General features: G+C 41.7%; 5 protein-coding genes and 1 pseudogene. 1 reads left to right on the top strand and 5 read right to left on the bottom strand.

What is annotated here, in order from left to right:
* Nucleotides 1-210 precede the first annotated feature (210 nt).
* The 4 genes and pseudogenes from JP36_RS04715 to def form a co-directional block, all read right to left on the bottom strand.
* On the bottom strand, nucleotides 211-963 hold the full coding sequence (locus JP36_RS04715; RefSeq protein WP_021461604.1) for a DeoR/GlpR family DNA-binding transcription regulator: 753 nt from the start codon (nucleotides 961-963) through the stop codon (nucleotides 211-213).
* A 173-nt stretch (nucleotides 964-1136) separates the two neighbouring features.
* Nucleotides 1137-1217: pseudogene (locus JP36_RS11955) on the bottom strand (transposase); the annotation flags it as partial.
* A gap of 37 nt (nucleotides 1218-1254) precedes the next feature.
* Entirely contained in the window at nucleotides 1255-1827 is a 573-nt protein-coding gene (locus tag JP36_RS04710) for a transposase (RefSeq protein ID WP_234702148.1), read from the bottom strand.
* 414 nt (nucleotides 1828-2241) lie between these two features.
* A complete protein-coding gene (gene def, locus JP36_RS04705; protein WP_013746032.1) occupies nucleotides 2242-2757 on the bottom strand; it encodes a peptide deformylase in 516 nt (171 codons plus the stop codon).
* A gap of 179 nt (nucleotides 2758-2936) precedes the next feature.
* Here def and dprA point away from each other — a divergent pair, with 179 nt between their 5' ends.
* Nucleotides 2937-4133, top strand: coding sequence for a DNA-processing protein DprA (gene dprA, locus JP36_RS04700; protein WP_039172452.1), 1197 nt, complete (start codon nucleotides 2937-2939; stop codon nucleotides 4131-4133).
* A gap of 102 nt (nucleotides 4134-4235) precedes the next feature.
* On the opposite strand, the gene JP36_RS04695 is transcribed toward dprA, so the two are convergent.
* A complete protein-coding gene (locus tag JP36_RS04695) occupies nucleotides 4236-17372 on the bottom strand; it encodes a YadA-like family protein (RefSeq protein ID WP_039172449.1) in 13137 nt (4378 codons plus the stop codon).
* Nucleotides 17373-17414: the final 42 nt, after the last annotated feature.

Raw genomic sequence — 17414 nt, 5'->3', positions numbered from 1 at the left:
CTTAGTTTGACGCTGTAAATAAATGTTTTACACGCAGTAAAAATTCACTAAGGAAATCTTCTACCCCTAATACGGTAATTCAAAGGATTTTTTTGAGAAAGGTATTTTTTTGTGAGGGTTATCACAGAAAACAGGCAAAAAATTCATTTTTTTGCACTAAAATATGACTGATTAAACTATTTTTTATACAAAACGGTCAATTCAGTCATTTTAAACAATAGAAAGGCTCACTGCCATTTTTTCACAATAATGTTGCAGTTTTTTAGGAACTGTTCCCTGTGTAAATAACATATCTAACTGAGAAACCTCAGCTAGCTTAACCAGATTTTGCTTGCCAAATTTAGAGGGATCAACCAATAAAAACTTTTGTTCAGACATATCCATCATTTTACGTTTCATCGATGCATTTAACTCATTAGACTCCCAAATGCCTCCCTCATTGTCTACTCCAACACAAGAAAAAATACCAATATGAATATGCAAACGAGAAAGTAAATGTTCGGATAACGGCCCATAAAAAGCATCATATTTTGCGGAATAAACTCCACCTGTCGCAATTGTTTTAATATTCGGTTTATTTACCAATGCTGTAATATTACGCATTGAGTTAGTCACTACTGAACAAGGAATATCGGGTAGAAGTTGCGCCACATACCAACTAGTGCTACTTGCATCTAATCCAACAACAACTCCCTCATATATATACTCCACGACTTGCTGTGCAATAGCCTTTTTTGCCTCTGCATTGGTACGCTGACGAATATGAAATGCACTGCCAATATCATTCGTCTTTTTGCTCAACGCTCCACCGTGAGTACGATAAAGTAATTGATGTTTTGATAATAAAGCTAAATCTCTCCGCACAGTTTCAACTGAAACATTCAATTTCTCAACTAGCTCATTAACCGAAATCTTACCTTGCTGATTAACCATTTCTAAAATTAAATTATGTCTATCTTTCATTTCACTGCCTCCTAACAAACCATCAAATATTTTGACATCCTCCCCGTCCTAAAGGACGGGGATTCCTACCAGTGCCCATTTCAAACAATCGGCTACTCTCGGTGGGTTCTTGCTGCTGACCGCTAATGCGGTTCACTTCACAAGCTCGATGACTGTGTCCCAGCCTGATATTTTTACGCTTGGACGACTACTCGCCCCGCACCAATAACATTTAACGCTCCAACGACATCTGCATTTTCTGTGTAGCCACATTCTACACACTCAAAATCAGCCTGTGCTTGGCGATTTTCCTTAGGCGTTTAACGGTTCAAAATATTCTCCATTTGAAAGCGTTGCAAAACGTGCAACACCCATATCAATACCGATTTCTCCGCTTTTATGAGTAGGGATTTCGTATTCAAATTCCGTTTGAATACTAACAAAAAAGCGACCGCACTTGTGGCCCACCGTAACGTTTTTGATTTCGCCTACGACATCACGGCTGTTGCGGTAGCGAACCCAGCCAATTTTTGGCAGATACAAGCGGTTATTTTGTTGTTCTAGTTTGCAACCTTGCGGAAAGCGAAAGCACTCTTTCAAGCCTTTTTTCTTGAATTTCGGGAAATCAGAACGCTGTTGAAAGAAATTTTTAAACGCACTTTCTAAGTCTTTTAACGACTGTTGCAGCACTTGAGAATGGCAGTCTTTAAGCCAAAGTAGCTCTTTTTTCCATTGCGGAAGCAAGTTAGCGATTTTGGTGTAGCTAAATTTGAAGCTGTTATCTTGCTTGTATTGCTCATTTTGCCACGCTAACGCCCTATTAAACACAAAACGAGAACAACCACAGAACTGCTTAATTCTGCGGATTTGGCTGCCATTTGGCATTATCTCAAACTTAAAGGCTTTGCGTAGTTGCATTAACAAGATTTAGAATGTAATTTTTCCGCATTCTACACTTGGTCTATGAAAAAAGAAAAGGAAATTAGACACAGCAAACCTTGTATTTTTAATGTGTATATATTCGCCAATACATCGAGCAACAACAAACATCCTATTAGTTAGGTTTGAAACGGCTCACACCGTTTGTACCTTATATCCCCGCACTTAAGGACAGAATTTTACGGCACAATCTGATAAAAACTACTTCACAATCACAATATCTAATAAAACCTCACTAAACATTTTTAATCCTAATTTAAATTGAAAAGCATTAAAATATTTAAGAAATAAAAAAACCTACGATGAAATATCGTAGGTTTGTCAACAGCCTGAAATCTTGCATTAAGCGAATATTTTTTATTACTTATTAGCACGTTCCAATTGTTTTTTATATTTCACTAGCTTGTCTTTAATACGATTTCGTTTTAGCGGAGACAAATAATCAACAAACATCACACCATTTAAGTGATCAATTTCGTGTTGAATACAAATTGCCAACAAATCGCTAGCCTCAAGCGTAAACGGTTCGCCGTTGCGATCCAGCGCTTTAACTGTAACTTTCTCTTTACGTGGCACTAAACCTCTAAAGCCGGGTACTGATAAACATCCCTCTTCAATTCCGGTTTCGCCGTCACTCTCGACAATTTCCGGATTAATCAAAACCAATTGATTACTTTTATCGCCCTCAACATCAATCGTGATAATACGTTGATGACGGTTAACTTGTGTTGCAGCTAAACCAATCCCCTCTTGTTGATACATTGTTTCAAACATATTATCGATAAACTCCCGAATTTCATCGTCCACCTTTTCCACTGGTGCTGCAACTGTTCTCAAACGTTCATCGGGAAAACATAACACATCTAATATCGCCATATTCTCATCCTTTTTTAAAATCTCGCATTTTACTGATTTTTTCAGCAATTAACACCGCAAATTATAACGTAAAAATCGTTTTATCTTTAATTTTCGATCAGCTTCACATTTTTTCAATGATATTCCTGACAACCTCTATTAATGAGGTAAAGTGCATTTTTTTCAATCTTTTTTCTACTATGCAAACATTAACCACGCTTTTACGTTTATCATTATTACCAAATTTTGGTGCGATTAGAATTCAACAATTAATTGAACAGATAACAATCGAAACCTTACTCACCTATGATAAGAAAAATTTGATAGATATTGGTTGGAATAGCACTCAAATTCAAGCTTGGTACTCGCCGCAACAAGCAATTATTGACTCCATTCTAAATTGGCAGCAACAGGCAGGAAATCATATTCTGCACTATTTTGATCACAGGTACCCATTCTTGTTGAAACAAACTCGCTCCGCACCACCATTGCTGTTTGTAAAAGGTAACATTGATGTACTTTCTTCTCCACAAATCGCTATGGTAGGTAGTCGCTATTGTTCACCTTATGGCGAACATTACGCCCAAACTATTGCCGGCGAATTGGTACATAGCGGAATTACTATCAACAGTGGTTTAGCCTTAGGCATTGACGGCATTTGTCATCGTGCCGCTTTGGATAATCACGGTAAAACCATTGCCGTTTTGGGTAGTGGATTGAATCAACTCTATCCGGCTCGCCACAAAAAATTGGCACAACAGATTCTAGAAAACAACGGTGCATTGCTGTCGGAACTGTTCCCCGACACACCTCCCATTGCAGAAAATTTTCCACGCCGCAACCGAATTATCAGCGGTCTCTCGTTCGGCACCATCGTCATCGAAGCCTCGCAAAAAAGCGGTTCATTAATTACTGCACGTCTGGCATTGGAACAAAATCGCGAAGTGTTCGCCGTTCCAGGTGCATTGGACAATCCATTGAGTCAAGGTTGCCATCACTTAATCAAACAAGGGGCGTGGTTAATTGAAAATGCACAGGATGTATTAGAGATTCTAACACCGCAAATTTCATCATTAATGCCGTTTACACCAGCAATGGAGATACAAACGCCAACCGGCAATAGCTCTACTGCACAAAGCACGATCGCAATATCACCACAAGCAAAATCCGGTTACACGCCGCCGACCATCAACAAAAAAGCGGTGATCAAACTTGATATTCCGCCACAACATCAAGCATTAATGCAACAATTAAACAGTGCAACTGCGATTTCACCGGATGAACTTTCGACTGCATTAAATCGCCCTATCGATCAAATTCTTACCGATCTATTGGAACTGGAAATTCTCGGTGCAGTGCAACAGATTCAAGGAGGTTATATTAAAAATATCGGTTAATTGTGCTTGCGCTAATTTCACTTAACTCACTATTTTATACTCAAAAAAGAAGTACATTTCGCAATGCACTTCTTCTATTTTCATTTATAGCTGTGGCAAAAACTACCAAGTATAACCAACACTGACCGAACCGCCAGTGTCACCGTTACTGGTGGTCATACCGGAAATACGAATGCCGACTTTACCGCTATCAGAAAGTTTGGAAATCCCTAACGCCACTGCACTTTCACCTTTGAACACCGCTGAGCCAACAGAAACCGTAGTACGTCCACGTTCAGTGGCTTGCTGCAATCCAGCAGTTGCCATTGCTCCGGCAATTCCGGCTCTTGATTCTTGGGTTAAGTGGTCAACACGACGATTAACATTGTTAATCGCTTTGCTGGTTGCATTCGCCAATTTATTCATTTGACGAATATTAACCGCATCGGTCGGATCAATGCCATCTTTAACATTGGTAATACGTGTACCACCAACATCAATCGCTTTTTCACTGCCTTGATATTGTGACTGGTTAACAACCGAGATCGTGGTCTTATTGTCTCCTTTACCTAGGATCAATTTTTCCACTTCCAAATTTCTAGTATCCATACTTACGGTATAAGCAGTTGTTCCATTTGTGCCTGTACCTTTAGTTACAATCACATTCTTGCCTGCTTTCACTTCTGTATTACTGGATTTAGCAATCTTCACTGTTTCGGAAATTGCTTCACTCATAGTATTCTTACCAGTGCCACCAATACCGTTTTCACCACTTTTACTGTCTTTGACTTTTCCGTCTTTATCAACTGTCACACCTAAAAGATCTGCCACTTGACCGCCGGTTACCGCCTGTTGTGAACCATTTTTGATCTCACCTTTGGCAACATCAACCGTACTCAACTGATCGTTAACAACCGCTTTGTCATTAAGTTTAGTGGTATCTTTCACCACTTTAACACCTGCCGGTGTTGCGGTAGAGGCAAAGTTGACTGCACCGTTTTCCTGCAAATGATAGAAGTCATCACCGACTTGAACCAACGGTTTACCATCCGCATCAACATAGGTCATTGGAATACCTTTGACGCTAATGGTATAACTGAATGTTCCTTTATCATCATCTTTCTTCACTTCAGAAATACTAACATTCGAACCGGCTTTCACCACTACAGTATCGCCCAATTTCGCTGTTTGTGAATTCTTTGTTTTACCACCATCATTGCTGGTCGCAAAATTCATACCTTTATTCACAACCTCATTTTTAATGTTGTTGATATTGGTATTCACTGCACCAATTGCGTCATCCATTTGACCTTTATTCACCGCATCGCCTCGGTTTTTGCCGTCCGCAATACCGATAATACGTGAGTTATTAACATTAATGGTTTTGACAATGGTTTCCTCACCTTTATCATTTGTATCGGTAGTTGAACCAAAACTCAAACTACCTTTATCTTTACCACCACCAATAGAATCTACGGTTAAGTCTTTATTTAAGGTGATATCAACTTCACCGTTGGCATTGACCGCAGTTTTGATATTGCTATCCCCTTTAAAGTTAAGACCATCGGCAAGTGAAACGGTTGGTTTATCAACCTTTTGACCGTCTTTATCGGTGTAACCTTGACCTTCGGCTTTGTAGGTCAATTGTGCAGAAGCATTGACGCTACCCTCAGTGAGGACTTTTGAAGCACCATCAACACCGTCTTTACCATCTTTACCAGCAAGACCATCCACACCATTTTTCACGACAACATTACCCTCAGCATCGACGCCAATATAACCGTCTTTGCCATCTTTACCGTCTTGACCTTTACCATCCAAGATAATGCCATCAAAGGTTGGAGTTTTCTTCATTTCTATGCGAAGTGTGCCTTTATCATTGCGCGTAATTAAATTATCCGCTGAATAAACAGCCTCACTATAGGTCGCACCAGATTTACCTTGAATCAACAAGGTTGTGCCTAACGCTTGATGAATTGGATTGTTGCTGTCATTACCGGCAAAGCTTAAACCGGCTTGCGCCACAGTTTGTAAGTCACGCAAGGTTACAGCACGGCTAAGCTCATTGGTATTGGTATTGGTGTTGGCTAATAAACTAGCAACAGTGGCATTTACTTTTTGCTCTTTTAAAGCCTTGGCGACAGCTGCTTTTTGCTCGTCAGTCAAGTCTTTACCGCCATTGGCAGCTTTGGCTAAGTTTTCAGCATTTGCCTGCTCTGCAGAAGTTACCTCAGCAACCACAAGATTGTCTTTTAAGTTGGCAATCGTGATTGGTTGCGTAGTTTGACCATCGGCATTGACCGCAGAAAGAATCACCTTATCGGATTTCGCAATCAAATCCTCATTGCCAGCTAACTTAGCAAGCTCTTTTAAGGATTTACCTTGACCAGCAACATCTGTCGCGACAGAACCGTCAGCATTAACTTTGTCTTTGGCATACCATAAGCCATCATTGGCTTTGGCATAATTATTTACCAAGTCTGTTTTGTAGAAAGTGCCGTTTTCGGCAATCAAACGATTACCTGCTGTGTCGGTATACACCATAGTGCCGGCTACCCCATCACGCAAGGCTTGTACTTTGTTGATGACAGTGGTGCCATTTAAGCCATCTTGACCCGCTGCTCCTACGAGTCTTTGACCATTTTGTCCCTCTTTGCCTGGAACCCCTTGCTGACCAATAGCAGGCGTACCATTTTTACCATCGACACCATCTACACCATTAACACCGTTGCTACCGTCTTTACCCACACCAATAAAATTTCTCAAATTGTTCAATTGTGCAAGATTAACTGCAGAATTATCAGCAGTACCGGCTGCAATACCATTGAGAACGACATCTTTTGAATTACCATCAGTACCCGAAGATAAACTAATTGCAGGTTTATTGGCATCTGTATTCGGAGTAAGGTTAATAATCGGCGCATTATCGCCTGCTTTTAAAGCCAACGCGGCAAATTCTGGCTTGTCTTTCATTGCAAGCAATAAATTACCGTCTTGCACCTCTGTTTTGAGATTTTTGCCTTTGTAAGCGGTATCACTCAAATCAGCGGATTTCGCCACTAAAGTATCCCCAAAATACTTCGTCGTAGTGTTTTTACCATCACTAAAGGTAAGCCCTTTATTATTGGCAGTGATTAAATCATCTACCGCACCTTTCAAGCTTTCTGGTTTTTCCGGTGCTGTATTATTAGTACCACTACCTTTGACAGCGGTATCAAATGTCGGTGCCGTGATTTCACCATCTGGACCCACTTTAGCACCTACTGTTGTTGCCATCGTTTTAAGTTGAGCCATATTCACAGCATCCGTGTCATCCACACCTTTAAGCACACCCTTGATTTGTGCGCCATTTTTAGTACCGCTACCACTTAAGGTTAGGATACCTTCGCCCAATGTGATCAACAATGGTGTGCTTGAGGTTTTTGGTCCCTGGATAGAACTTATACCGGTCAACTGATCTTTAAGATTAAACTTAATTTGACCACCATTATCCGCCCCTTTGCTAATCTCGATATTGTCAGAAAGGCTGGTAAAGTTAAAGCCGGTAGTCAACGGTGTCTTACCGCCATCGCTGGTTACCCCTTTACTATCGGTAACTTTATACGCAATAGAAGCACTATTGCTGGCAGTTTGCAAATCCGTAATAGATTTTTTCACCGCAGATAACTGCCCCATATTAACCGCATCGCTATCTTCAACACCATTAGCCACATTGGTGATTTTGGCATTGTTGACAGAAATTTGTGGCGCTTGTGCAGGCGTATCGCCTGATTGTGCCACACCTTTAATAAAGCTTAATTTAGCTGCTAAGTCATTGCCCCCTTCACCAGAGATAGAGGTAATGCCTGTTAAGACATCATTAAGTTTGTAATTCACAACACCACTATCTGCCGTGCTCGCCGTTAAATTAGTCGTTCCGCTACCATTGGTTGCACTCGCAGCAAATGTCAATCCAGTATTTAAAGCCACATGTTTAGTTGGATTTTCACCATTGGCTTTATAAGCCAATTGACCAGTACCCACTTGGTCAGTGACATATTTTTTAAGCACATCAGAAGTAACAAGACCACCTTTGCCATCTTTTACATCCTGTGCACTGGCTTGTTTAAGCGCAATATTTACCTTGCCATCTTTTATCGCAGTGACGATATTCTCTCCTTTGAAGCTGGTATCTGTCGCGTCATTTTCGGTCACAAATTCAAGCGTTTGACCCAGTGTTTTGGTAATGGTTTGTGCATTGGAAGGGCCTTCGGCTTTAAAGGTAATGCCCGTACTAGTAACACTTGTATTTAACGCAGAAATCGCCTCTGCCACAGTGTTTTTACCGGTGCCGCCAATACCTTTTTCGCCTGTATAGCTTATTGAGCCATTTTTATTGCTAAAGTCTTCGCCCAATACTGTCGCAAAACTGGAAATAGAGGTGTTTAATTGACGACCGTTAATCGCATCTTGACTACTTGCGCTGATTTCACCATTCTCCACTTGTTTAAGTTTGGCATTATTCACAGAAATCTCAGGTGCCGTCATCGTACCTGATTTATCTGTAAAGGTGATACGCGCAGAATTGCCATTGCCTAAAGCGCCCGCGCCAATCGAGTGGATATTATTAAGATCTTTAGCTAATTTCACCACTAAAGTACCTTCGCTAGCATCTTTACCCACCACAATATTGCCTGAGGCACTTTGGAAAGCAGAGTAATTCTGTTTTGTTATGCCCTCACCTTTAATGCTTAAAGTCTGTGATAAAGCACGATTGACTACCGCCTCATCATTGCCTTGGAAAGCAAGGCCAGCTTGAGCCAACACTTGAAGATCAGCCGCTGTAGCAGCACGATCTAGATCTACTTTAGTTTGTTGCTCAGGTTCTTTATCTTTATCCGTAGGGTTAATACCCGCTAATAATGCACCCACTTTGGCTTTAGCATCGTTAAATTTTGCATCAATCGTTGTGACTGTTGTTGGAATAGCTCCCAACACACTGGCTAAATTAGACACACTAATCGGTGTGGTGGTATTGCCAGTTGCATTAACCGCTGAAAGAATAACTTCATTGGCATCCAATTTTTTATCACCAGCCCCATCTAAAGCTTCTAATTTTTTACCGGTATTTTTACCCTCTTCTTTCACCGTACCATCGGCATTCACATTGCTGGCAACATACCATAAGCCGTCATTAGCTTTCTTCATATTTTTGGTTAAGGTTTCTGGATAGTAATATTTACCATCTTCAGACATTACCCGAACTCCTTTGGCATCGGTATACACCACGGTACCAGCCAAACCGTCACGCAAAGCTTGTACTTTGTTGGCTAGGCTTTGACCGTTTAAACCGTCTTGACCAGATGGACCATTAGCACCATCTACGCCATTAATACCATTTTCGCCATTAAGCCCCACCGCGTTAGCCACCACATCCAATTGAGCTTTATTCACTGCAGAATTTGGTTCAGTACCAGCAGCAATACCATTGAGAACAACATCTTTTGAATTACTGTCAGTACCGGAAGATACGGTTAATGTTGGCGAATTGTTATCGGTTTTTCCTGGTGTTAAATTAATCTCTGGATCTGTACCATTTTGTAAACTTACGCCTTGGAAAGTTGGTTTAGTTTTCATTGCGATACGAAGCACATCACCATCTTTATAGGTAATAAGATTATCAGCAGAATAGTTAGTAGCTACACTATCTCCAGAGCCATAAGTAGCGCCTGATTTACCTTCAATTTTCATCACAGAACCGAGCGTTTTGTGGATAGCATTAGTATCAGCTTCATTACCCAAGAAGCTGATACCAGCTTGAGCAATCGCTTGCAAATCCGCTACAGTCGCTGCACGACCAAGACCTGCACCTGATTTTGTTAATAAATCAGTCACTTTGGTTTTGGCAATATCGGCAGTTACTGCCGTCGCTGAGTTACTGGTTGGTAAGTCCAAGGCACTTGCCAAGTTAGCTAAAGTAATTGGGGTGGTGGTTGCACCATCTTTTGCACTTACCAATGAAAGCAAGATATTGTCGGTGTTAACCGTTGCTACAGTAGCTGTCCCTGTACCTTCGGCAGTGGGTTTACCCTCAGCATCATTCCACGCTGTCGTCTCATACCATTGACCATTGTAGTAATGTTTGCCGGCAACATCTGTCGCTTTGTAGAACTCACTTGCACCGGTTGCATTGGTCACTTTCACCAGTTTATTACCGTCTTTATCGGTATAAACCACAGTGCCTCTTAAACCACTTTCCAAATCATTCAAACGATCAGTAATAGTGCCATGTTCGCTATTGTTAGCACCAATAATATTAAAGATTTGTTTACCGGTAATCGCATCGCTGGAAGTTTTGCTAATATCACCATCGGCTAAACCGGTTAATTTCACATTGCTAGCCGTAATGTTGGCAGCGGTATCGCCGTTTTTACTATTAAAGCTTAAACGTGCCGCAGTGCCTGTCGCATCTTTTGAGCCGCTACCGATAGATTTAACATCACGTAAATCTTCGGCTAAAGAGAAATCAATAACACCGGCTTTTTCTTGCTTAGTCGGTTCAACAGAAATCAAAATATTTTTATTGGTTGCGGTAAGTGAGCCGTCACCACGGAAGTCAAAGCCGGTTTCACCATTGACCGAACCTACTTTTCCAGCTGAACCATTACCATTCGCTTTATAGTTAAAGGTCACTCCGGACAATGCAGTGCCGTTATTGAGCTTTTCAATTGCTGTTTTAACTTGATCGCTCACACCAAATTTTAAGATAGGAGCTTTATGCTGTTTGCCACCCTCAGCGTAAGTATAATCTTTAGTTTCAAAGGTAGCATTCACATAACCGTCACCTAAAAGTTGGATACCTTCACCTAAATTAACTGCTTTTTTGCTTGGTGTAGTCTGACCGTCAAACACAGCAATCCCTGCGCCATTGACCGCACTGACAAAATCATCCTGCAACGCAGTCACTAAGTTTTTCTTAGAAAGCGAAAGTTTAAAGGTGTCACCATTAATACCGTCAGACTTCGTGCCAACAATATCAAGTAAGTTGGTATCCCCTTGTGCGACTTCCCCTTTAACAACCGCTGGTTTCGCAGCCGCTAACGCAGAGTAAACTGCACTTGAAGTGACCACACGATTAGCGTCATCACCGGTGTTGGTAATAGAAGTGGCTTTGTTTAATGTCAAAGTAACATTGCTATTAGAAGCCGTAGTGGTAATATCACCGCCATCCGCTCCTTTGATATTAAACGCAATATTTGGGGAATCAAGGCGTTGAGCAGTGGTTGAGCTATTATTACCGTTCAAGGTAATGGTATTATCCAACAATGCCGTAGCGTCATTAATCTCTTTGCTAACAGCTTGATCTAATTTCGATTTCGCAATCGTGCCTTCAGCAATCTTCGCTCCGGTAACAGACGCATCTTTGATTTTGCCTGTTGTTACAGCATTATCCGCCAACATCGTTTCTGTAATACCGCTGTTTTTCACTTTAATAGTGACTTTGCCATTGCTTGCATTGGTTTCAATTGCACCTTCACCGCCAATAGCAAAACTAATACCGCCGTCTTTATCTAGACGCTGTATACCTGTTTTGGTGCTGTTATCTGCGGTCAATTCAATGGTTTGATTAGCAGTCGCTACGCCTTTAGTGGTGTCGATTTGGTTTAATTTCTCTTTCACTGCTTGTGATAAAGAGAGTTCAAGTTTGGCATTGGTTCCATCACTTGCTGCGGCCGTTTTCGCTTCAATATCAGTACCACTGACATCCAATGTTTTGTTTAAGCCGACCACTGCATCGTTTGAACCGCTTGCCGCACCTTTGAAGGTAATACCGGAAACACTGGAAGCGAGATTATCTATGCCTAATTTCTTTTTCCAAGCAGTCACATTGCTAGTGTCTAAATTGCTGGCATCCACTTTAGCAAAATCATCCTTCAAGCTGTTGGCAACGCCTTCTTTGTTTAAAGAAAGGATGTAACTATTGGCACTTAAATCGTCATTTTCTGTTTTGTTTACGCTTAATAATTTACTTGAGTCACCAGCAATTGCAACTTTGGTTTTCGCACCTTTCACTGCATCATAAACAGCACTGGATGACACCACTTTTTTACCTTCGGTGGTATCATTAGTGACTGAATTCGCTTTATTTAAGCTAATGTTTACTGTATTGTCACTGGCATCTGTTTTAATATCGATGCCATCACCATTAATACCAAACGCAATTTCTGCGTTTGAAAGGGCTTGTGTAGCAGTCGTACTATTGTTGTTGGCCGTTAATTTAATAGTGTTATCCGATAAATCACCACCTGCCTTAATTTTTTGTTTTAAGGCTTCTGCCAAATCCTCTTCGAGAATAGTGCCATTGAGAATTTGTGCCGTAGTGACTGCATTATCAGCCAATTTAGCCGTAGTCACTGCTTTATCAGCAAGATGCGTTGTCGCAATGCCTTTTTCAGCCACCTTAACCGTTACGGTAGAACCACTCGCTACGGTATCAATAGAGCCATCACCACTGACGGTGAAATTAAGCCCACCTTGTTGATTAAAGGATTGCGGATCCGTCGCAGTATTATCTTTAGCTGTTAATTTCAATGATTGATTAGCAGATACCAATCCTTCATCAGGGATTTTATCCAATTTGTCTTTCACATCTTGGCTTAAATCAATGCTTAGCCCATCTGTGCCAGCCGTTGTCGTGATACGTTTACCACTCTCAGCGCCTTTCACATTAAGGGTTGAACCTAGTTTAATAGTTTGTTCAGTGCCTTGATTACCTGCTACTTTAAAGCCTTTGTCAGTCAAATCTTTAGTAATAATGGTCGTCGCTGTGCTCACCATCGATTCCATCTGACCTTTGTTCACAGCATCGCCGTTTTCTGTGGCATCTGCTACATTTTGAATACGTTGACCACCATTATCCAAGCCATTTTGCGTCAATCTGACAGTGCTACCTGAGGTGCTAGGTTGAATTGTCACACCACCGCCGTTAATCGTGGTGGTAGTGCCGTTATCGGTAAATTGTGCTGAGGTCAATCCGGTTAAATTTTTGGCTAATTGAACCAATAAACCTTCACTACCGGCAGTCACACCGATATTATTGCTGCTCAAATCACTCGCTTCAGTTTTACCACCGTAGACTTTAAGGGCTTCACCTAATTTTTTAGCCTGTTGCTCACCGGCATCACCGCTAAATGTCATTGCCCCCAAGGCATTACGCCATTTCTGTTGATTGCCGTTTTTGCTCGTAATGTTGCTGGCATCTGCTTTCGCATAGTTTTGCTCAAGTTGATTGGTACCGGCAATTTCTTTGATCTTATCATTGTCCAAAGCGATATTGACGGTTTTCTTGCCGGAGCTGTCCGAAGTAGAGGTCACGTTTAAAGCACTCGATTCCTTGCTCGCATCCTCTTGCACCACAATCGTATCGGCAATCACTTTGCGTCCAGCGTCCGTGATATTGTCTAAGGCAACATTCGCTTTACCGGCTAAACTGCTATTCACATCCTCCGGTAAATTATCCAATTTAGTTTGTAACGCATCGACAAGTTGGATATTAACGCCACCTGTCGTTGTTTTCGTTTTAATGTACTTATTCGCACCATTTTCACCTAAGCCATCACCCAAGATTTTGAATGTGCCGCCAATAGCCGTATTCACAGCTATACCACTATTGGCTGTGAAGGTAATCCCTGCTAAACCTAAGGCTTGCAAATCGGCTACGGTAACAGCTCGATTTAAGTTCGCTTCTCTTAAATCATAAAGACCGCTTGCTGCTTTACCATCTACAGCCGGTGTGCCGATAAATTTTTTGGCTTGCTCAACTGAGGTGACCGCTGTTGCAGCCGGAATATTCAATACACTCGCAATATTTGCCAATGTAACCGGTATTGCAGTTTTACCATCTGGATTCACCGCAGAAAGCATCACTTTATCGCTACCAATAGCCGTGCCTAATTCTGCTAATGTTTTACCGCTGGTATCATTGGCATCTTTTAAGGTGCCGTCAGAGTTAACTTTGCTAGCGTCATACCACAAGCCGTTGTTGGCTTTTACTTTACCGCTCACAATATCAGCAGAATAGTATTTGCCATTTTCAGCTAACACGCGTTTACCGTTGGTATCGGTATACACCACTGTCCCTGCTACGCCATCACGCAATGATTGCACTTTATTCACTAAAGTCGTGTCGTTTAAACCATCACGACCGGCTGGTCCTTGTAAACCATCTGTCCCGTCAGCACCCGGTACACCTTGAGCACCTTCTGCTCCGGCGGTACCGTCTTGACCGGCGACAGTTGCGCCGTCAGTACCGCTGGCGCCATCAACACCATTAATAGGTTTGCCGTTAAGACCGATTTTTTCTGCCAAATTGGTGAGGTAAGTATTGGTAGCAAACAATTGTGAACCATTGATGGCATCGGTTGAGTTTTCTGCAATCAACCCTGCTGCCACACCTTGAACACGACGCGTTTGTTCGTCATTGCCAACAGTGACAACGCCAACCGGTTTTGAACCGGCAAACTTACCAAATTTTTGTCCACCGATAGTCGCTTCTTCGTATTTATCTGTGGCACCGGCACTGCCTGTTGTGACGACATTGCTTTGCGCACCAAGATAAACTGAATTGACTTGGCTGGCTTTTAATTTATTATCGCTACTTTTACCGCTGCCCAAAACGAACACATTATCCGCACTGACTTCAACATTATTACCGACCACAAAGCTGCCTTTTTCGGTTTCAGTTGTTGTCGCTGTACCGATGGTGTTGTTATTACCGACAGAGTAAGAGTTATCATAATTGATGGTGCTTGGATCACCGAACGCTCCGGCATTATTACCGGAAATGCTTAACGCTGTACCGACTGCAATTGAGTTGTTGCCGGAAACATTGTTATCTTTACCCATCGCAATGGAAGCATTGCCACTCACTTTTGATTTCGTGCCGATTACAATACCATCTTCACCGGAAACACCATTTTCACCGCCTGCTTCTACGCCCAAGGCAATGGCATTTTTACCGCTTGCATTGGTTTTTGCTTTCCAACCAAAGGCAATGCTGTCTGCCCCTTGCGCACCATCATTATCGTAGTTGGTGCCTTTTTTCAAGTTAGCAATTTGCTCTGCAGTGAGATTATTTGGTAAGCGCGTAGAATCACTTTCAAATGCCGTTGTCAATCTACTCACATAATCATCATATTTATCTTTATCAATTCCTTTGGCTTCTGCTAATAAACTTTGTTCTAGCGCTTTAAGCTCTGAACTTAAGCTATCAAAACGACCACCCTCATTGAGTTTGTCCGCCTTATCTTTCATCGCTTGTAGGCTAGCCTCATTAATTTGCTCACCGTTTAGGATTTCACGTGCTTTAAAGCCAATCCATTGTTTTTCTAAAGTGATATATTGTTGATAATCTTTAACCTCGTTGAGGGTACGTCCTAACTTGGCCGCTTCACCCGCTGTATTAGATTTATCAATGGATTGATATTGCACCCCACCGCCATTTTCTAAGCTATCAATGCGGTTATCAAATTTTTCATCAATAGTGCGAAGTTGTGCCACGTTGGCAGCATCTGTATCCGCATAACCAGAAGCTACGTTAGTAATACGGCGTTCATTATTAATTGCCCCTACAGAAATCAAGCCTGTTGCTGCTGATGTCGGAATAGCAATTGCCCCTTTTGCTACCCAACCAGGTTGATTTAAATCAGCAGTTTTATAGTCTGTTTTGGAATTTACCCCAAGTGCCACAGAGTTATCAATAGTCGCAGAAGAGTAGTTGCCGATTGCCATACCATCACTAGTGCCATCATTAACGCGGGCAACCTTACCAATTGCAGTAGAGTTTGCAGATCTTTGTCCAATATAAGAACCTACCCCTAACGCCATAGAGTCATTGGCATAAGAACGAGAAGAATAGCCGGCAACGAAGTTATTTTTACCAGCAGCATAGGTGTTTACACCGAAAGCAATAGAGTTATCCGCAGTGTAATCAGTATGTGCAAATGAACCGATAGCCAAGCTAGATTGTGCATCGGCAATTGTTGAGTAGCCGAATGCCATCGCATTAGAACGCAAGGCAAAGGCATAACGCCCCATTGCAAAAGAGTTTTCAGCGGCATCGGAACTGTTAAAAGTGCTGGTAGAAGTGGCCGTTTTATAAATTGATTTACCACCGATATTTAAATATTCTTTTGATGTATCTTTCTCAAACAACGTTTCATCGGCAAACATTTCCGCCACACCACCAAATTGTGTACCGTTAACATTACCACCCTTAATTAAGGTATTCACGCCAGCATAGAATTGTGCTACTTTCTCGTTATCAATAGAACCATCCGACTTAAACAGCTCCAATGTGTGTAAATTTCGAGTAAAGCCTAGCAATTTGGCATATTGTTCACCATTAATTTTTGCACCTGCTGCAGAATCATAACCAAAAGCCAATGCACCTTGACCAATCGCCTTGGCGTTATAACCATAAGAGAATGAGCCTTGGGAAGCGGATTCCGTGTAGTTACCCATCGCGATAGAATTGGGAGCAAAAACACGTGATTGCTCACCAATTGCTGTACCTCCCACCGCATTTTGTGCTACAAACGTACGAATACCCATTGCAGTAGAACGATCTGCCAATGCAAAAGAAAGTGAACCCACTGAAGTCGAAACCTCACCGCCGGCAACCGCACGTGAACCAATCGCAATCGCCCCTAATTTAGCAGCATAGGTTGGAGACCATTCTCTCGTTTCAGGAGAGTTGTATTTTGGGTCAAAAGTTTTGTCTTTCCCTACCCAATATTGACGAGCATTTTTTAAATCAGCAAACACACTATTAATAGTTTCAGCAGGCAACTTATCTCCATAAGTTTTATTTTTATCGCCAAATGTTAAGTCATCACTACCAATGGCAATTGAACTTACCCCATTGGCAAACACATCATTACCAATTGCTGTTGCTTGTCCTTTTGCACCAGCATTATTACCAATCGCAGTAGCTTGTTGAGCAAGCGTGGTCGCCGCATAACCGATTGCCGTTTGTCCAAACTCGTTAGTTTGAAAGGGAGCTGCCGAGCCACTGCCGCTGAAACCGTTATAATTCTGAGCATTAAATCCTATCGCAACACTTTGAGAAGAAATTCTATCACAGCCCTCTACGGTTTCTGCTCCTAGTTTTGGATTAAGAAATACCGAACCTAATGGACGACAACCTTTCACAGAATTATCAGGGAAAAGGTTATTGTCTTTTGTTTGAACATACTGAAACGCTAATGATTGACTTGGCAAAAAACCTACTACCAAAAATAAAGATGAGGAAATGAGAGAGAG

The sequence above is a fragment of the Gallibacterium genomosp. 1 genome (assembly GCF_000771875.1).
GTDB lineage: Bacteria > Pseudomonadota > Gammaproteobacteria > Enterobacterales > Pasteurellaceae > Gallibacterium.
The sequence above is the reverse complement of the archived record's forward strand: the minus strand, read 5'-3'. Positions and strand labels throughout refer to the sequence as shown.

Bases quoted from the DNA above. Each gene is read 5' to 3' on its own strand.
- JP36_RS04710 (WP_234702148.1), bottom strand. From the start codon at position 1,827: ATGCCAAATGGCAGCCAAATCCGCAGAATTAAGCAGTTCTGTGGTTGT.
- dprA (WP_039172452.1), top strand. From the start codon at position 2,937: ATGCAAACATTAACCACGCTTTTACGTTTATCATTATTACCAAATTTT.
- def (WP_013746032.1), bottom strand. From the start codon at position 2,757: ATGGCGATATTAGATGTGTTATGTTTTCCCGATGAACGTTTGAGAACA.
- JP36_RS04715 (WP_021461604.1), bottom strand. From the start codon at position 963: ATGAAAGATAGACATAATTTAATTTTAGAAATGGTTAATCAGCAAGGT.